At 57.4% G+C, this 17,675-nt stretch carries 21 protein-coding genes and 1 pseudogene; 12 read left to right on the top strand and 10 right to left on the bottom strand.

The genetic code is table 11. The features are described 5' to 3' along the window. The first annotated feature begins 130 nt into the window (after positions 1-130). On the top strand, positions 131-607 hold the full coding sequence (locus J3B00_RS16125) for a phosphotransferase system, HPr-related protein (RefSeq protein WP_209868644.1): 477 nt from the start codon (positions 131-133) through the stop codon (positions 605-607). Between the two features lie 2 nt (positions 608-609). Next, positions 610-786: a metallothionein gene (locus tag J3B00_RS16120; protein ID WP_209868641.1), complete on the top strand. Its 177-nt coding sequence runs from the start codon at positions 610-612 to the stop codon at positions 784-786. 128 nt (positions 787-914) lie between these two features. On the opposite strand, the gene J3B00_RS16115 is transcribed toward J3B00_RS16120, so the two are convergent. From J3B00_RS16115 to J3B00_RS16095, 5 genes are read right to left on the bottom strand one after another with little or no spacing between them, the layout of a single operon-like run. Next, positions 915-1,343 carry a hypothetical protein gene (locus J3B00_RS16115; protein ID WP_209868638.1) on the bottom strand — a complete coding sequence of 143 codons (429 nt, stop codon included), beginning with the start codon at positions 1,341-1,343 and terminating at the stop codon, positions 915-917. A gap of 29 nt (positions 1,344-1,372) precedes the next feature. Further along, complete coding sequence (locus J3B00_RS16110) at positions 1,373-2,332, bottom strand: lysylphosphatidylglycerol synthase domain-containing protein (RefSeq protein ID WP_209868635.1); 960 nt, start codon at positions 2,330-2,332, stop codon at positions 1,373-1,375. Beyond that, positions 2,332-3,534 carry a cardiolipin synthase ClsB gene (gene clsB, locus J3B00_RS16105; RefSeq protein WP_209868633.1) on the bottom strand — a complete coding sequence of 401 codons (1,203 nt, stop codon included), beginning with the start codon at positions 3,532-3,534 and terminating at the stop codon, positions 2,332-2,334. The genes J3B00_RS16110 and clsB overlap by 1 nt, the downstream gene beginning before the upstream one ends. Next, complete coding sequence (locus tag J3B00_RS16100) at positions 3,531-4,316, bottom strand: endonuclease/exonuclease/phosphatase family protein (RefSeq protein ID WP_209868631.1); 786 nt, start codon at positions 4,314-4,316, stop codon at positions 3,531-3,533. The genes clsB and J3B00_RS16100 overlap by 4 nt, the downstream gene beginning before the upstream one ends. Further along, on the bottom strand, positions 4,313-5,230 hold the full coding sequence (locus J3B00_RS16095; RefSeq protein ID WP_348635955.1) for a DUF72 domain-containing protein: 918 nt from the start codon (positions 5,228-5,230) through the stop codon (positions 4,313-4,315). Before J3B00_RS16095 ends, J3B00_RS16100 begins: the two co-directional genes overlap by 4 nt. A gap of 196 nt (positions 5,231-5,426) precedes the next feature. Between J3B00_RS16095 and J3B00_RS26685 the strand changes: the two are divergent. The 5 genes and pseudogenes from J3B00_RS26685 to J3B00_RS16070 form a co-directional block, all read left to right on the top strand. Further along, a pseudogene (locus J3B00_RS26685) lies at positions 5,427-5,542 on the top strand (low affinity iron permease family protein); the annotation flags it as partial. An 11-nt stretch (positions 5,543-5,553) separates the two neighbouring features. Then, entirely contained in the window at positions 5,554-6,105 is a 552-nt protein-coding gene (locus tag J3B00_RS16085; RefSeq protein ID WP_209868627.1) for an ATP-dependent Clp protease proteolytic subunit, read from the top strand. 146 nt (positions 6,106-6,251) lie between these two features. Beyond that, entirely contained in the window at positions 6,252-7,454 is a 1,203-nt protein-coding gene (locus tag J3B00_RS16080) for a zinc-dependent alcohol dehydrogenase (RefSeq protein WP_209868625.1), read from the top strand. 9 nt (positions 7,455-7,463) lie between these two features. Beyond that, a complete protein-coding gene (locus J3B00_RS16075) occupies positions 7,464-8,003 on the top strand; it encodes a hypothetical protein (RefSeq protein ID WP_245362572.1) in 540 nt (179 codons plus the stop codon). Positions 8,004-8,116: 113 nt separating this feature from the next. After that, positions 8,117-8,404 carry a DUF6555 family protein gene (locus J3B00_RS16070; protein WP_209868623.1) on the top strand — a complete coding sequence of 96 codons (288 nt, stop codon included), beginning with the start codon at positions 8,117-8,119 and terminating at the stop codon, positions 8,402-8,404. A 39-nt stretch (positions 8,405-8,443) separates the two neighbouring features. On the opposite strand, the gene J3B00_RS16065 is transcribed toward J3B00_RS16070, so the two are convergent. Both J3B00_RS16065 and potE read right to left on the bottom strand, forming a co-directional pair. Continuing rightward, a complete protein-coding gene (locus J3B00_RS16065; RefSeq protein WP_209868621.1) occupies positions 8,444-8,614 on the bottom strand; it encodes a hypothetical protein in 171 nt (56 codons plus the stop codon). A 97-nt stretch (positions 8,615-8,711) separates the two neighbouring features. Then, entirely contained in the window at positions 8,712-10,058 is a 1,347-nt protein-coding gene (potE, locus tag J3B00_RS16060; protein WP_209868619.1) for a putrescine-ornithine antiporter, read from the bottom strand. Positions 10,059-10,300: 242 nt separating this feature from the next. Between potE and J3B00_RS16055 the strand changes: the two genes are divergently transcribed. The 4 genes from J3B00_RS16055 to J3B00_RS16040 all read left to right on the top strand — a co-directional run bounded on the left by J3B00_RS16055 (position 10,301) and on the right by J3B00_RS16040 (position 14,606). Continuing rightward, positions 10,301-10,645, top strand: a complete 345-nt coding sequence (locus J3B00_RS16055; RefSeq protein ID WP_209868617.1) for a helix-turn-helix domain-containing protein — start codon at positions 10,301-10,303, stop codon at positions 10,643-10,645. Further along, positions 10,645-11,859 (top strand): type II toxin-antitoxin system HipA family toxin, encoded by a 1,215-nt coding sequence (locus J3B00_RS16050; RefSeq protein WP_209868615.1) that lies wholly within the window; start codon positions 10,645-10,647, stop codon positions 11,857-11,859. The genes J3B00_RS16055 and J3B00_RS16050 overlap by 1 nt, the downstream gene beginning before the upstream one ends. Before the next feature lie 84 nt (positions 11,860-11,943). Next, positions 11,944-12,384: a hypothetical protein gene (locus J3B00_RS16045; protein ID WP_209874920.1), complete on the top strand. Its 441-nt coding sequence runs from the start codon at positions 11,944-11,946 to the stop codon at positions 12,382-12,384. Positions 12,385-13,511: 1,127 nt separating this feature from the next. After that, the gene (locus J3B00_RS16040) at positions 13,512-14,606 is read left to right on the top strand and encodes a hypothetical protein (RefSeq protein ID WP_209868613.1); all 1,095 of its coding nucleotides are present in this window, start codon (positions 13,512-13,514) and stop codon (positions 14,604-14,606) included. An 88-nt stretch (positions 14,607-14,694) separates the two neighbouring features. On the opposite strand, the gene J3B00_RS16035 is transcribed toward J3B00_RS16040, so the two are convergent. Beyond that, positions 14,695-15,786: a hypothetical protein gene (locus tag J3B00_RS16035; RefSeq protein WP_209868611.1), complete on the bottom strand. Its 1,092-nt coding sequence runs from the start codon at positions 15,784-15,786 to the stop codon at positions 14,695-14,697. A gap of 307 nt (positions 15,787-16,093) precedes the next feature. Between J3B00_RS16035 and J3B00_RS16030 the strand changes: the two genes are divergently transcribed. Continuing rightward, on the top strand, positions 16,094-16,339 hold the full coding sequence (locus J3B00_RS16030; protein ID WP_209868609.1) for a hypothetical protein: 246 nt from the start codon (positions 16,094-16,096) through the stop codon (positions 16,337-16,339). A 190-nt stretch (positions 16,340-16,529) separates the two neighbouring features. Here J3B00_RS16030 and J3B00_RS16025 read toward each other — a convergent pair whose 3' ends face one another. Both J3B00_RS16025 and J3B00_RS16020 read right to left on the bottom strand, forming a co-directional pair. Further along, positions 16,530-17,102, bottom strand: coding sequence for a hypothetical protein (locus J3B00_RS16025; protein ID WP_209868607.1), 573 nt, complete (start codon positions 17,100-17,102; stop codon positions 16,530-16,532). 229 nt (positions 17,103-17,331) lie between these two features. Continuing rightward, positions 17,332-17,634: a hypothetical protein gene (locus tag J3B00_RS16020; RefSeq protein ID WP_209868605.1), complete on the bottom strand. Its 303-nt coding sequence runs from the start codon at positions 17,632-17,634 to the stop codon at positions 17,332-17,334. Between the last annotated feature and the right edge of the window lie 41 nt (positions 17,635-17,675).

The following is a 17,675-nucleotide window of genomic DNA, read 5'->3' as shown; positions in this document are numbered from 1 at the left end:
CTCTAGAGGTGGGAGAGGGCGGTGCTGGGCAGAGTTCAATCTGTTACGGAGGCTGCCTTTGGGCAAAAACTCTGAATCATTGGCGGGGCTTGGCAGTCGACCGAATGAACCCACTTGCCGGAGAACCGAAATGGCTCAGCCAGACGATCCGAAACACCGTCCTCAGGTTGAAATCGACGACACCGAGGACCGCATGGGCAGCGTTCATGAGCTGGATTTCAGCGACCGTAACGATGAGCGCCAAGGGCGCGTCGGTGATGAGCGCTCTGCTCGCGAAGTCAATGAAGAGTTCCCGCCACGGCGGGTCGCCGAGAGCGGCATGAGCGGCGGCGAGGCGCTCAGCGACAGCCTGCATGAGGACAACGTGACCATGGACGACCTGAGCCCTGACACCTTGTATGACGAGAGCGGCGCACGTGATCCGCATGAGCCGGGCGGCGAGGGTGGGCCGGCCGATCAGGAGCTGCGTCGGGTCGATGCGAGTGAGATTGGCGGTGGGTTTGGCCTGGATGAAGCGGAACTGGCGCGTTCAGCGCCTTTGGATGGCGAGCCTTGGGCTGACCGGGTGTCGCCAGTGGAAGGGGATGACGAAGACGAGAGGAATTGATCATGACAGAGCAAACCTGCGCCTGCCCGACGTGCAACTGCCGGGTCGATGCCAATGCGGTGCAGCAGGGCGGCAAGGCCTATTGCTGCGAAGCCTGTGCGCGCGGACACCGCGACGGTGAGCCGTGTCGCATGGGTGATTGCGAGTGCGGCAAGGCCGATAAGGCCGAATTTACATAAGCTTGCGGTGTTAGGGCTGGCCTCTTCGCGGGGCAAGCCCGCTCCTACAGGTTTCGGGGCGTTCTTGAAATCTGTAGGCGCGGGTTTGAACCGCAAACACCGGCAACGCCGGTGCCATGCTTACGTCGTCAATGGGTCTGCCAAATGCCATTGTTACGCTCACAATCGGAACGCGCCTGGCCCAGGCTGGGCGTATCGTAATAGTAGGTGACCACCCGCGCATCCTTGGGCAGCGCAGGCTTGGTCGATGGCTCATCGCGTCCCGCTGAATCGGGGTTGGCCAGCGACTCTTGGGTCACCGGCGCAATACAGCTACCAACGCTACCATCGGCACACCGGTCAACCTTGCGTTTCTCAGTATTGAGCATCTCCTTGCTTTCGTTGCTGCACGACCAGTTGATGGTATCAGCCGGCAAATTGCTGAAGCTGTAGCAGGTATGTCCCTGTACCGGCTTGACCGCCTCACTGGACGAGCGGGTCGTTACATCACAGGCCTCGGCCAGCACCTGGGTGCTGGCGCAACTTGCCAGCAACAGCAGCAGAACAGGGACACGCATGGCATACCTCCCGGGCCTGAGGCCCTTGTTCAGGTCTTGCGCAATGTCGCTTCACCTTGCTGACGCATGGCCTTGGCGCGCTTTTCCAGGACCAGGTAGGCAATCAACGCCAGCAGCAGGGGGATCAGGTAGTACAAGGTGCGATAGCCCAGCAGCGCCGCCACCAGCGTGCCTTGGCCGATCTGGCCGTGGAGCAGGGCAAGGAAGACGGTCTCCAGTACGCCCAGTCCTGCCGGGATGTGCGCGACAACACCGGCGATACAGCTGATGAGCAGAATGCCCAATACCGAGGGATAGAACAGGTCATGCGGCAGCAACCAATAGATCAACGCCGCCATCAATGCCCAGTTGCTTGCGCCAAGCGCCACCTGGCACAGCGCCAGGCGTAGCGATGGCAAGGTGATCTCGTGGTCGCGAAATTGCCAGGTGCGTCGCTTGGCGAAGCCGCAGGCAAGCACATAACCCGCGACGATCAGCAGCAACAGAACGCCAATCAATTGTAGCCCGCTGACGCCCACTGCCCAGGTCTCCGGTAACTTGACCTGGCGTGAGGCGAACACCGCGCCAGCCAGCAGCATGTAGCCCATCCAGTTGGTCAGCAGGCCGAGGGTAAGGATCTTGGTGATGGTCGCGGTATCCAGGCCCAAGCGGCCATACAGGCGATAACGCAAGGCCACACCACCGACCCAGGTGGTGAAGTTCAGATTGAACGCATAGCAGACAAAGGCTACCGGCAAGACCTGGCGTATCGGCAGCGTATGACCGGTATAGGCGCGGGCCAGCAAATCGTAGCTGGCGAATACCAGGTAACTGCACAAGGCCAACACCAAACCAATCACCAATGTGCTCGGCTTGTAGGCAAGCAATGACTGACGCACCTCGTTCCAGTCCAGGTTGCGTGCCAGCGTGTATAGCAGCAGCGGGATGAGGATGAGGAACGCGACCGTGAACAGCCGTTTAGCCCAGGTATGCCATCGCTTGGTCTGCATCAGGTCTTGCCCTCGTGAAGGTCAACGTGCGTTTCGGCTTCCGGTTGCAATGATTGCAGGTGGGGCCGATGGGCCGGGAACCAGCCGGCAACCCGCGGGAAGAAACGCGTAAGGTGGAAGCCCATGAAGATCAACGGCGCGCGCCACCAGTAGCCACGAATCATGCGCTCCAGCGTGACCGCCTTGCATTGCTCCAGGGCCAACCCGTTGAGGTGCTCGTAAAGCAACTGGTTGAATGCGCGATCACGAATCAACAGATTCGCTTCCAGGTTGAGCGACAGGCTGAGCGGATCAAGGTTGCTCGAACCGACCGTCGACCACTCGTCATCCACCAGTGCCACCTTGCCGTGCAGGGGCCGCTGGCAGTACTCATGAATGCGCACGTTGTCGCGGAGCAGGTAGTTGTAGAGCAGCCGTGACAAGGCTCGCACCCAGCGCATGTCTGGCTGACCCTGAAGGATCAGGGTGACCTCGACGCCACGCCGGGCGGCATTGCGCAATTCGCGCAGCAAACGGTAGCCGGGGAAGAAGTAGGCATTGGCGACAACGATGCGTTGCTTGGCCTTGCGGAACTCAATCAGGTACTGCTGTTCGATGTCGGTGCGGTGCTGGGTATTGTCGCGCTCCACCAGTACCGCGCTGGCCTGGCCGGCGGGTGTTGTCACCGGCTGCACCTGGCTTGACGGTTCCAGCACTGGCGCCATCAGGCGCCGACTGGAAGCGTGGACCTGCGCCACTACCGGCCCGACCACCTCTACCGCATAGTCCTGTTTGGCCATCGGGCCGAACTCGCCCAAGTGATCGAGGCAGTAGTTGATCCCGCCAATAAACGCCCGCGCACCATCGATGACGACGATCTTGCGGTGCAAACGGCGGAACAGGTTGGTACGCATGCCCACCAACCGCGGTTGCGGGTCGAATGCATGAAAGCGCACGCCCGCTTCGGTCATGGCCGATATGTACTGCGGGGTCAGGTCTGCCGTGCCGTAGCCATCGACGGCGACCTCGACACGCACGCCACGCCCGGCGGCCTCGATCAGCACCTGCTGAAGCTGCTTGCCGACCTTGTCTTCATAGATGATGAAGGTTTCCAGGAGTATCTCTTCCCGTGCCTGGGCCATGGCCTCGAACACGCGCGGGTAATATTGCTCGCCATTGATCAGCAGCTCTACGCTGTTACCGTCTGTCCAGGGTGTTTTCAAAGGCTTATCTCCGCGGCCAAGGGAGCATGGTCTGAAAGGTGCGACCATGGATATTTACTCAACACCTGCGCGCTGCAAGGCATTGCATTGCGCAGATAGATGCGGTCCAGGCGCAGCAGCGGCATCCGCGCCGGGAAGCTGCGCGCCGGCGTACCGAAGCGCTCGCCAAAGGCCTCTACCAGACGCTGGGAGAGCACTGCGTCGGCTTTGAGCCGCCAATCATTGAAATCGCCCGCAATAATCACCGGCGCCTGCGCCGGCAGGCTGTCGAGCAGTTCAAGCAGCAATTGCACCTGGCGCTGACGATGTGCCTCGCGCAGGCCCAGGTGCACACATACCGCATGGACCTCGCGATGGCCGGCTACCTCGAGGCGGCAATGCAGAAGGCCCCGCTGTTCGTTGCCATCGATTGACACATCCAGATTGCGGTACTCAGTAATCGGATACTTGGACAGCAGGGCATTGCCATGATCACCGTGCGGGTACACCGCATTGCGGCCGTAGGCAAACTGCGGCCACATGCTATCGGCCAGAAATTCGTATTGCGGCGTCTGGGGCCAGCCGGGGTGACGTTCAGCATGTTGTTGGTGGCTACCGTGCACTTCCTGGAGAAACACCAGGTCGGCGCCGGTGGCCCGCACCGCCTCGCGCAGTTCAGGCAGGATGAACCGCCGATTGAAGAAGGTGAAGCCTTTGTGCACGTTGATCGTCAGCACATTCAGGCGATGCACCGCAGTGCTCGAGTGGATGATCTGCCCAGGGGCGGGGAAGGTCGAATTCACAGGTGAACCTCCGGTTCCACGCCGGGCTCGGTGACCAGCTCCCCGTCCAGCTTGAGCTTGGACAGCATGCGCCGCGCATCGAACGGCGCATGCACCTTCTGATCGTTGTCAAAGTAGCAATACACATCGCGGGAGCGACGTTTGCGCGGCCCCTGTTCAACCACTAAATGGGCATCGTCCGGTTGTTCGCCACGGCTCCAGGCCTCGATACGCATGCGCCAACGACGCAGGGCGCGGGCGGTGTAGCCACTGCTGTAGAGCTCGACGTCGCCGTGCAGACGCATGTAGATGAAATCCGCCGTGACATCCTCTATATACGGCCATTTGCCAGCACTGTCGGCAACAACCAGCGCGACGTTGTGGGCACGCAAGAGTTTGATGAACGACTCACACAAGAAGCTCTCGTTGCGAATCTCGACGGCGTACCGCAGCCGCGCATCGCCGGTGATGTCCGTACCTCCATTGCCTTGCAGGCGTTCTGCGCATTGCCCGGCCAGACGCCGAGCTGCCTTGCGATCAGTGGGCAGCAGCCCGAGAAAATCGGCAAAGCGTGCTTCGTCGTAGGTCATGTTCGGGGGAAACTGCCAGAGGATCGGCCCCAGCTTGTCGCCCAGCAGCAGCGGGCCAGAGGCAAAAAAGTTGGCCAGCGGTTCATCAATGTCCTTGAGCCTTCGCACATGGCTGATGTAACGCGGACCTTTGATCGAAAACACGAAGTCGTCGGGCGTTTGTTCGGCCCAGTGGCGGTAGCGATCGGGCGTCTGCAGGCTGTAGAACGAGCCATTGATCTCGATGCTGTTGACCGCCCGCGAGGCAAATGCGAGTTCGCTGTCCTGGCGCAAGCCTTCGGGGTAGAAGTCCTTGCGCCAAGGGGCGTAACGCCAGCCTGAAATACCGATACGGATCTCGCTCACACTACCTCCTTCAATCCAGGGAACGGGAATCAGGCGATCCATGAATTGCGACTGTCGCGAGCGCTCAAGGGTTCATCAGGATTTGACCAGCGGCCCGGCACCAGAGGGGCGCATGGGTTGAACTTTGCCGCCACGCACGCTTCCACCGCAGGGAGGGAATGCACGTTGCCTGCGCAACTTGCGTGGAGAACACCCCGATTTCAACGACACGGGGCAGCGGGTGATCAATACTTCAACGACCATCATCACGTTTCTGAGGTGTTTCTGATCCCGAACACGCAGAACCGCGACAGCGACGACCTGCACGTCAAGCGGAGGCAAGCATGACCAGGCATATCATCCACTTCACCGGCCCGATCAATTCGTCTACCTGCGGCAATCTGATCAACAGTTGCTCGAAGATCCTTCAGCAGAAGCCCGATGTCATTCAGTTGAATGTCGCCACCATGGGCGGGGAATGCAGCTATGGCTTCACCCTGTACAACTTCCTGCGGTCCTTGCCGGTGCCGGTGCATACGCACAACCTGGGGACGGTGGAGTCGATGGGCAACATCATCTTCCTGGCAGGCGCCCATCGCACGGCGTGTGCATTGAGCAAGTTTCTCTTTCACCCGTTCCACTGGACATTACACGGGTCGGTGGACCATGCGCGGATGGCTGAGTACGCGATGAGCCTGGACTATGACCTGCGCCTGTATGCCGAGATTGTCGCGCAGCGTACGCAGGGGGCCAGCGAAGTCCTGGACGTTGACAAGTACCTGATGGCTTATCCACGAATTTTGGGCCCGGAGGAGGCGCTGGAGAGCGGGATGATCCATGCTATCGATGAGCGGCCGATCGATTCGCAAGATATTCAGTGGAGTGTTCACGCCTGAGGCTTGCGTGGTGGGAGCAGCCCCGAGAAGTTGCCACAGTAGGCTTGTACCGTTCGTCAGCTCGATGCGATCCACAGTGAGTCCTGACCGAAATGAACCGCTCGTAGCGAGTGGAAAAAAACAATTCATGCCAAGGAGATCCGAGCATGCGCGCATTGACCTATCACGGTTCCGGGGATGTACGTGTCGACACCGTACCCGACCCGGCGATCCAGGAGAATGACGACATAGTGCTACGGGTGACCGCCACGGCCATCTGCGGCTCAGACCTGCACCTGTACCGTGGCAAGATTCCCGCCGTTGAGGCGGGCGATATCCTTGGGCATGAATTCATGGGGGTCGTCGAGGAAGTCGGCAGCGAGGTGACCTCCGTCAAACCGGGTGATCGGGTGGTGATCCCCTTTGTGATCGCCTGCGGCAACTGTTTTTTCTGCCAGCACGATCTGTTCGCCGCCTGCGAAACCACCAACACCGGCCGCGGTGCGATCCTCAACAAGAAGGCCATCCCGCCGGGCGCGGCGCTGTTCGGTTATAGCCACCTGTATGGAGGCATCCCCGGCGGGCAGGCCGACTATGTGCGTGTGCCCAAGGCCAACGCAGGGCCATTCAAGGTCCCCGGGCACCTTGCAGATGAGAAGGTGCTATTCCTCTCGGATATCCTGCCCACCGCCTGGCAAGCAGTGCTCAATGCCGAAGTCGGCCAGGGCTCGTCACTGGCGATCTTTGGCGCAGGCCCAGTGGGGCTGCTGTCGGCAGCCTGCGCGCAGATGCTTGGGGTCGAGCAGATCTTCATGGTCGATGAGTGCGGTTATCGCCTGGACTACGCACGCGCCGCTTACGGCGTAATCCCCATCGACTTTTCTCACGACGACGACCCTGCCGACACCATCATTCGCCAGACCAAAGGCATGCGCGGCGTGGATGCCGTGATCGATGCGGTCGGCTTCGAGGCCAAAGGCAGCACCGCCGAGTCGGTACTCACTGCGCTCAAGCTCGAAGGCAGCAGCGGCAAGGCTTTGCGCCAGAGCATGGCGGCCGTGCGCCGCGGCGGCGTGGTCAGTGTGCCAGGGGTATACGCAGGCTTTATTCACGGTTTCCTGTTTGGCGATGCGTTCGACAAGGGCCTGACCTTCCGCATGGGCCAGACCCACGTACACCGTTATCTGCCAGATCTGCTCGAGCATATCGAAGCCGGCCGTTTGCGTCCTGAAGCCATCATCACCCATCGGCTGGCGCTGGAAGACGCGGTGCGCGGCTACGAAATTTTTGATGAGCAACAGGAGCGCTGCCGCAAGGTGATCATGGTCCCCGGCGAGGCAGCCGATGCCGTGCTCAGTCCCCATCCTTAAGAGAACCCTATGTCGGAACGCATCATCACCTCAGTCAACAGCGAAGACCTGCACCCCCCGGAGCAGGGACCGCTGTTTGAAACGCCACGGGAGCGCCTGGAGTTCTACCGCCGTGAGATCCAGTACGAAACCACCATTCTGGCCAACCGTACGGATGCCTTCCTGGCGGCCCAGTCGTTTCTGGTGATCGCGTTCATTTCCTGCATGGGCAATCTCAACCCGAAGTGGGGAGGGCAGTTTACCTTGATCGTGCCACCGTTTCTGGCGCTACTGGGTGTAGTCAGCTCTCTCAACGCATGGCCTGGCATCAGAGCGGCTTACGGCATCATTGACCACTGGCACTTCAAGCAGAGTCAGCTGCTGCACAGCGAGCCGAGTATCGGTAGGGCGTATGACGATTGGCCGTTGTTCAGCGAAACGGAGTCCAGCCACCGCGGCTATCGCAAGTCGCTGATGTTCTCGATTCGAGCACCGTGGTTGTTCCTGGTGTTCTGGTTCGTTCTGGGCGGTTATTGCCTGTTCCTGCAGCTCGATCCGGCCGGTAGCTAGGAGCAGGCTATTGGCCACCTGACCACTCGTTCAGCGTGTTGCAAAAGTTTTGAATTTTCACGCCAAGCCCTGATCCATTGCTTGTCATCCATGGAGAAGAGGAGGCCCCTGAGATGCCAGCACCACAGCTTTACATCATCGATTATCGGCTGCATGACCAGCAGCGCAGCTTTATCATTCGGCTGGAAAGGATGGATAACGCTGAGGCTTGGCACTGGGCCAGTTGCGATGCCGGTATCGGTATTATTCCCAAGTTTGGCCGGGAAAAAATTCGCAAGGTGAGTAGGCCCATGGCCGAGCGATACGGGATCAGCGACGTGAGTTGGCGGTTGTCGGGGACTCGGCCGGCGGCGCCACCGGTCACTGAGGATGATACCCAGACTACCCGACCTACCGTATAAACGTGGGGCCGCTACGCGGCCCCGACGCACGTCTATGCATCAAGCTCCAGACTCAGGGTCACTCGCCGGTACCCCTGGCCGATTCTGGTCTTCATCGGTGAGATTGGGGTCGGCATCCGGATCGTCGACCTGGTCATTGCGTCGATCCGGCTCCAGCTCCGGCCAATCATCTTCGACGTTGCCGCCACCTGCCTTGAGTGTATTGCGCATATCACCTTCCTCCGGTTCATTGATCACTCTCATCTATTGAGAACAAACGCTAGCGCAGATTGATCCAACGCTGGCCTCAACCCCCGACCAGCGGGCATCAGGTTGAATGGTCGCGCGCGCCATTAACGTCGCCGGCTGACGGATAAACGAAGCGTTTGGCGAGGAAGCCGTAGAGCAGATAGCCAAAGGCGAGCACCAACAAGCCACCGAACAAGGCCTCCATACCGCAGGCATACAAGGCATACAGCGAATAGCCGACGGCAATCAGCAGAACGAGCAGGTTGCGCGAGTACACCGCTGGTGACACTTGCGCCTTGTACATGATCACCAGCAGCCCGGTCAGCGCCGTGACGTAGGGGATCAAGTTGGTCACTGCGGCAAGATTCACCAGCTTGCTGAACTGCGCACTGGCATTGGGTGAAACGGTCGACACGGCCATTACTGTCTGAAGCAGGCCGCACACGATCATGCCAATGACCGGTGCGCCCAGCCTGTTGACCTTGCTGAACAGCTTGAGGAAAAGATTTTGGTCAGCGGTCATCTTGGCGGTCTGGGCCAGGGTGAACTGCCAGCCCAGCAGCGAACCGATACAGGCCATGACCGCCAACGCCATGACGATATCGCCCACCAACGGGCTGAACATCTTGGCGTAGACCAGGGCGAAAGGCGCTGAGGAGTTGGCTAGCTCCGGATTGGGGATGATGCCTTGAATGACCGTGGTCGAGAGTATGTACACCACAGCCGCGCCCAGGGTGCCGAACAGGCACGCCAGCGGCACATCGCGCTTGGGGTTCTCGACCGCGTCAGACGCTTGCGCGGCCGACTCCATGCCAAGAAATGCCCACAGGGTCAGCGGTATGGCCTTGCCAATGGCATCCGATAGCGGCAATTCATTTGGGTTCCAGGCAGCCTGGAGCAGTTCAGGCTTGAACCAGAACCAGCCGATGATGCTCAACCCCGCCACCGGGATGATCACCCCCCAGACGGTGATTGCGCCGATCTTGCCGGTGATGTTGGGGCCGCCGAAGTTGGCCACGATGGTCAGCCAGATCAACCCCACCGTGCCGAAGAACAGTGGCATGGCGCCGGTGCCCAGCCAAGGCACGAACGCCGTCATATAGCCCACCGCCGATATCGCCACCGCGACGTTGGCGATTGCCAGCGAGAGAAAGTACAGGTAGGAACAGAGGAAGAAGCCTGACTTCGCGTGGGCTTGTTCGGTGTAGGCCGACAAGCCTCCCGAGCGCGGGCCGAAGATCCCGCACTGGGCGAAACAGTAGGCAATCGCCATCGAGCCGATCGCGGTGAAGATCCATGACAGCAGTGACACCGCGCCCAACTGCGCCATGTTGGTCGGCAGCATGATGATGCCAGAGCCCATCATGTTGACCGTCACCAGCGTCGTCAGCCCCATCAGGCTCATCTTCTTGCTTGAATCAGTCATTGCCAATGCCTGCTCAAAGCTGCGGCCCGAGGTTGGGCTGCTTCCAGCATAGCCGGGTTTCCAACGTGCTCAGTATTGCCTGGAAGGTCATGAGTGAAACTGAATGGCAGACCTTAAAGTTAACAGTGGTAGACCTTATTGAGGATAAGGTTAAATTTCGTGAGCTTTAACGCAATCGTACAAAATCATAATGCATGGTATGGTTAACCTTATTCAGCTTAACGTTAATTGTGGTTAACCTTATGGATGATTTTTTCCCTGTCGCCTGCGCCGATACGCTCGGTAAAATCGGGCTTTTGGTCAAAGCCAGACGCCTTTCATTGGGTCTACGCCAGGCAGACCTCAAAGCGGCTATCGGCATCTCTGCCCACACGTTGCGCAAGATCGAGGGCGGCTCAGAGTTGGTTGACCTTCGCTCGTTCATGCTGGTGCTGTGGCGACTGGGCCTCACGGAACAGGTTTTCGCATCGATGCAGGGCATCGAAAACACCTCGGAAATCACCCGCTACGCCAATCATGACGGTGCACACCAAAGCCTTGCATCGAAGCGAGTACGCTTGGCGAAGGCCAAGCCGGAGGACTTCTGATGTCCCGTGCCTACATCTATATGGAACACCCCGACACGGGCGAACTGCTGACCCTGGGCAGGCTGACCCTCAAGGGCAAGCTCGGAGAATTCATCTATGCGCCTGACCACGTTGCGCGAGGCCGGTGGGTGCCCGACCCGATCAACTACCCATTACGCGCTGAAGCCTATACCGGCATCGCCAAGAACCGCGGCATACCGGGCTTTATCAATGACGCCATGCCCGATGGCTGGGGCGAGCGCGTGCTTCATCGCGCGTTCGGTCCAGAGCTCGCGCCTATCGACTATTTGCTCAAGTCGCCAAACAATGACCGCATCGGAAACCTCATGGCCGGGATCTCGCCGGTACCTGCACCGGGCTTGGGGGACGGCGCGATTCCAACGCTGAAAGGGCTGACCAAGTTTGTCGAGGCGTGTGAGGCGGTATACGACGGTCAGCTGGATGAGCAATCGATCAAGACCCTCAACATTCGCCAACAGCGATCATCCCTCGGCGGTGCACGACCCAAGCGAACCCTGCAAGATAACGGCATGCTGATTCTGGCCAAGCCGCGCGACCGCTTTGACCAGTACGATCTGCCGTCGATTGAATACGCCTGCATGACCTTCGCTGCTTCTAAAGGCATGAGCGTCGCCAAGACAGCCCTGCGCATTGAAGAGATCCCGACGTTGCTGGTCCAGCGCTTCGACCGTACCCCCCTTGCCGAGGGGGCACGGCGCATCCCTATGCTTAGCGCATTGACCTTGCTCGACTCGGAGTGGAACGATCAATACCACCGTGACTGGCGGTACGCCTCAGTCGCCGATGAAATGCGCCGTCGCGGCGTACCGGACACAGATCTGCACGAGCTTTTCAGGCGCATGTGCTACAACGCGCTGGTAGGCAACGGCGACGACCACCCGCGCAACCATGCTGTGCTTTGGCGGGGAGGCCAGTGGCGTCTTTCTCCGATGTTCGACGTGTTGCCGCTGCTTGATGAGGGGCCAGCGCAAACCTTGGCGATGGCGGTAGGCCGAGAGGGCACCCGGATCAGCCGGTCCAATCTTCTCAGCCATCACAAGCACTTCGCGCTGAGCCTGGACGCCGCCGAGCAGGTGCTGAATGACGTCGCGAGTTGGGATGAGGAGCTGAAGGTGTATTACGGTCAGTGGCTCAAGGGAGAAGAACTGCGTGTTGCGCGCGAAGCGGTGAGTTCAGAGCGACTGCGTAAATAGCAGCCCGGTTGCCCCGCGACAGACAAGGCTATCGGCAAACAGAAGGGAAGACAGACCATGCAAGGAAGGGTTGGCTTGGCCGTGATGAGCATCGCGCTCGTGACATCAGCTGCAGTGGCGGGCGAGCTTGCGCGCACCGAACAACTCAAGGCATTCAAGGCGGCGGGGTTCGGTACAGGAAGCTCGGAATGCGAACAAGAGGAGGCGGGCAGCTATACCCCCGCGACGATCGAGCTGGTGCGCGACATCAACGACGATGGGCGACCTGATGCGCTGATTACCGAGGGCAGCGTAGCGTGCTATGGGGTTGCCGGTAGCGGATTCTATCTGGTCAGTCAGCAGGCCGACGCAGACTGGAAATTGCTGGCCAGCGGGAGTGGTGTGATCGAGTTTCTACCTGAGAAAGGGGCTGACGGTTGGCCTGATATACAGATTGGAGGTCCCGGTACGTGTTTTGCGGTGCAGCGTTACGACGGAAAGGCCTATCAGTTTCATCATCGTGCGGGCTCGGGGTGTGATGAATAGTAAGCGGGCGCTCTAACATTCGAGCCGAGTGGATACTTAACTCAACTAAATAACCATTTAGTTGAGTTATTACTCTTTCTTATAACAAGGAGGAGGGCGACACTCTACGAAAAAGGGGCCGGCGTGGCAACTTCGTTGCTGGAAACGCCTCTCTCATGGTGCGATGGACCCATACCTCAGGTGTGATCTGGGACGAGATAATACCTCGCCAAACCGAGATTCCTCGCACATGGCACATATGTTAGATCAGGCCGATTCATGTGAATGCGTGCTCAACCTGGTCAACTCAGTCAAGCGCAAACCAGGGTTAAGCTTGGCGAGGCCTGGCCGTGAAACATCCGCAACCGGGCTCGGCGAACGCTCCGGGCCAAACCCAGGCAAAGTACCCAGAACAACGGATTTGCAGACACTACAGCGTGCACCAGGATGTTGTCCGGTATGCGCTGGTACCAGCCAAGGTTGACTCGGGTATCCCTGGTTTCAATGCCGCGTTGCGTGACTGAGGCCGGTTCGGTCAGTTTGCGCTCGGTGGCGGTCGGTTGCCTCGCGGCGAAGAGCAGCAGCAGCCAAGGGCCAAGATGAATATTAATTGTGATGCAACACGCCGGCATCTGGATGCGGACGGTGAACTGAAACGAACTGCACAGCGATCAGGTGCGTGCAGCAGTTGGAATGCGCTGGTACCAGGCAATGTTGACTCTGGGGATCTGTGGACAGACGATTGCGAGCAAGCCCAGCTGAGGATTTGCTCATGGTGAAATGGTAGAAGCCGAATTCGCGGTATGACGAACAGGTGGTGTTTGAGGGATACGGTTGCTGCGGCTTTTGGCCAAGAGCGATTGAAATGGGTGTGACGTGGCTTCGATTCTGGTGGGCAACCGGGGCCACGGCGCAATACGTCGTTACGCATAATGTATATTATGTTAAATAGTTAATGGCAGCATTGCACAGCCAGTGTTCATTTTCACGATCCTGTGAGCTTTCTTCCAAAAACCTGTGTTCCCTTCAGATTCATAGGCCTGCGGTGCACCTCTCTCGTCTGGTCTAGATCCACAAATCGCAAACCTGTGTGGGCTAAGGAGACGCGTCTTACCGGCTACAATCTCTAGTAACTGCACAATTTTACGATGCTGGTGCCCCGCATGGTGTCGCCGTTTGTCCCTTTTCCCATCTTCTGCCCCTACGACCAATGGCGTCCAATTGGGCTCAGTCAATTTCCTGAAAATACCGATGTGACGGCCAAGCTCGAGGGTGTGGTGTCATCAAGTCTCCCATTCATCAGCGTCTGGTACTGTCAGCGTTACCTTGCCTGGCTTGCACATAGCTGGAGACCAGAGCAAGCTACTGAGGCGTATTACTTCGAAACCATTCACCTTGAGCGCTTGTTGAACTGGTGCTTCTCTCAAGGGCTATCGCTGCTGGATCTGAAGCCCCTCGAGATCGAGCGTTATGTGGCATTTTTTTGCAATCCACCTGCTAGCTGGTGTTTGCCGAGTTCCAGTTTAAAGTTCGTGCCAAATCCACTGCTGAATTACGGAGCTTGGCCAGTAAACCAATACTGGCGCCCATTCTTATCAGCGTCTCGTGATGTTTCACGCCAACTGGGCTTCGCTCAGATCGTGATCAACCGGTTTTATAAATTCTACTATCAAGACGTTTCAGTTCTTGAATTTGAGCCTGCGCTTGCAGGCTTGTTTGCTAAGCATAAGCCGAATTTCAAAAAAATGACTGAGTTTGAAATGGATTGGTATATGAATAGCCTCGCGCATCTCCCATATGGTGAAAAATACAAGCTCATCACTATGGTGTATTTCGCACTTGCTAGGTATTCACGAAATTCAAGAAGGCGCTTAATGGGAAGCACTAGAAGCCCTGGGCTACTGAACCAATTTTATAGAAATTCCGCAGGCGAATGGATCGAGACACTGCCTGGCGGCTCATCTCGAGCTTTAGGAGGTCAATTTAAGCTAATTTTTGAGCAGTATCTCATGCATTTGGAGCTGGATCCCGAAAAACCCTTACCTCCTGCCAGGCTTTTCGCCACCTCTCCAGAAGGGAAATTTGCAAGAAAATGCCGCGTAAATTTGGTAGAGCTTGCTATGGAAACTGTCGACCCAAGGGTTAGAAAAGCAGTCGAAAAATACCAGAGTCTTTCTTTTTCGACTTTGCGTAAGTCGTCAGTAACAACTCCAATAGGTGACCCCAGAGGGTGGTTATTCTGAATAGCGCCAGACGAGCTCTGCGCTTTTCATATTCAACAGGCACAAAGAGGAAGGCGTGCGCCCTCCTCTTTGCTAAGGTCGTGAGCCTTCAGCTCTTTTTGAAGAGCTGCTTGAACTCTTCAGTCGACATTATTTCCTCATCCGGAATAGGTTTCAGGGCGTGTAGGCTTGGCTGCTTCATGATCATTGACTTCGAGATCTTGTGAAGAATAGCTTCTGTTGTTCCGCCCATTTGCTTAGGGCGATTGGAGCGGTGAATGATCTCAATCCCCGCCTCTAGGGCCATTTGCTTAAGCCGTGCAGACGTAAAGGCGTGATCCACATCAAGCTGGAAGATGTGGTAACCGTTGGTTTGATTTGCTCCATCATTATCACCATGCACAGCCGAATCGAGCGCGTCGGTCAAAGCGTCGACCTCTGCATCTTCTGGATTATCAGCGAATGAAACAGCGCTTCCAAGGACGGCACCAGAGGTGGTACGGACAACAACAGCTACCCAAGGACGCCCAATTGAACCGTCATCCCTTCGAACCAGCTGATCCACTTGCGTACTGTCAAGAACTGCAGTGATGTCCTCGACCGGATTGACTCCCTTCAAGACCAATCCAGAGCGGCCAGCTTTCGCATGAGTGAGCAGCACATTGATTTTCTGAAGCTCAGCATCAGATGCATTGCTCTGCAATGCGACTTCGGCATGAACCTGCCATGAACGACGCGCTTCCCAAATTGGCTCATGAAATGAAAAACGTTGGTCAGGGCTCAGCTTGTACCTCGAGCTCCAATCTGGCCCAAGGTACAATCTCTGTGGCGGATTGCTTGTCAAAGCTGCGATTACCGCGTTCACTCCATGACGCTCCAGGTACGCGTCCACGCTTGGGAGAATCTGAGCTGGCAGGCATTCCTCTAGCGCCGCTATGCACTTGGGCAACACCTCGCCTGGGAGCTCGAACAGCTCAGCAGCACGGCATTGGCCAAGCTCTTGGTCAAGAACGATGAACTCTGCATCGGACAGATGCTGCTCAAGCTCTTGATCATCCTCTTCGAGTTTGAGTGCCCTGTAGGTGTGGTAGCCAAGGAGCGCAGCCATGACTTCTTGGAGTTTCGCGTGCCCTACTTCAATGCCTACAGCGAGCAGTTCAGCTTTAGCGTGTCGAGCAGCATGGGTGAGTATGTTGGCCATCTCATGATCCTCTGGCGCTGTCTTTGCTGCTGGTCGCTTTATCTGTCGCAAGACAGCTGAGTCACAAGATGGGAAGTGATGGGTGAAGAACCTCTTTGAGTCGACCAGAGCTGAGGTGAGGCAACCTCACTTGACTGTAGCTCAGTTGCGGTAAGTGGAGCATCCAACTCGATGTGTGGCTAGGTACGGATGAGAAGTTAGCAATTTGCTAACGCCGATGTTTCACCATTTGCTAATTAGTTGGTGAGTATCAACACCATCATTTATAATTCGGCTCCCTCACCGATTCAGGTTTCATGGGTGCGCAATGAAATTGCTATTCCGCCTTTGGGATTTCTGCTTTCCAGATCGAAGGTCAGAAGCCGAGATAGCGCGTGAGCGTCAGTTCATCGAGGCGGTGAACAGCCTCAAGACGCTCAGGGTGACTGACCGCGGCATGATGTCGATCGATCCAGAGGAGATTCGCGACCAGATACTAGAGAGTCGCGAAGCCTTGAAGCATCTGGTTGATCCAGTGCATAGAAAGGCCCCCGGGGCTCCAACTAAAAGCTGATTGTGTAGGTCTTGGCGTGCCCCGCTGGGGACGGCTGTCGTAAACAGCGCCACCGGCTGGCACCGGCGTCCCTGCCCGCTGGGCTTCCATCCTCACGCCTCCGGCCGGAGGCCTGCGCGCTCCGCTTGCCATCGAGCCACCCTAGCCCGCCATCTGACCGTTGATTCGAGCGCCGGCCTGAGGAGAGACTTCAGCCCCGGATTTTATGTCCTTGACGTCCGACAACTTCAAAAAGGCATTCTCGCGGGTAGACCTCCAACTGCTGTCCACTGGCTTCGAGTAGCTTCTCTTTCAGCCAGGCTGCATCGTCTTTCGAGAACGAGTACCCCATCCATTCGAGCTCCATCTCGAAGCCACCAGGTTTGAGGGTGCGGATCGTTACCAAGATATTCCCGCTTTGGACGCCCGTAAGCTCGGGGCTTGCATCGGTATAGGGCACTTCACCCGTGGCGCTCAGATGCCAGTCCGAAATCAGTCGGAATTTTCGCTGCAGAACGGTATCGTCTTCTCGAACGGCTGCCGTGGTGGTTTCTGGTTCAGTCTGATCATCGAAAGCGATGGCCTCGGACAGAGAGAAAGCCAGCTCGTATGCGACTTCGGCGCTGAAATTCAGGCCGTAAGAGTCGAATTCGATCCGAACTGCGCCCTCACCTGCAGTTTTGATGGTGCAGGCGTAGTGCTCACCAAGCTCTCTGTCGCGCCAGCAGAGCATTTCACGTTTGAATACTTGATCTTTTGGTGCGGTGGTGTTTCTCAAGTTCATTAAACTCTCAGTAAAGACTTTGTCTATATAGTTATAAACGGTTCGATTTATCAGAACTTGAGGTGGAACAGAGAATATTTTGAAATTTTTTTAGCGTGCCCCTTTCGGGGTGGGCTGTTGTGAACCAAGCCACCCGTCGCGCGGGCGTCTTGGCCCTTCGGGCTGCCATCCGCACGCCTACGGCCATTGGTCTGCGCGCTCCGCTTGCATGAGCGCGCAGCTTTCTCAATCATTCTCGGGCATCTTCTGAATCACCAAGGCCGGGGTCGCGACTTTTCTGAGTATCATCGCCAGGAGTGGCGTAATCATCTCGAATCAAAACATCGAGTTTATGGCGGTCACATTCGAACCTATGATCTTCCGAATCGAAGGATTTAGCCTTTTGACCAGGCTTGTCCTTATACTCTAGCATCATCAGTGATTTGTTGTGGTATATACCCACTCCGACAATCAACCCGATCACCCTGTCAGATATTACGACTGCGCGTGGCTTGGAATGCCCAACCTTATATTCGACTCCCCTGTATTTCATAGCGCCCTCCTCTCATGGCGGCAACATCTGCGATTGCGGTA

This window comes from Pseudomonas sp. BP8, assembly GCF_017875955.1.
Taxonomy (GTDB): domain Bacteria; phylum Pseudomonadota; class Gammaproteobacteria; order Pseudomonadales; family Pseudomonadaceae; genus Aquipseudomonas.
This window is presented reverse-complemented; position numbering and strand designations above follow the sequence as displayed.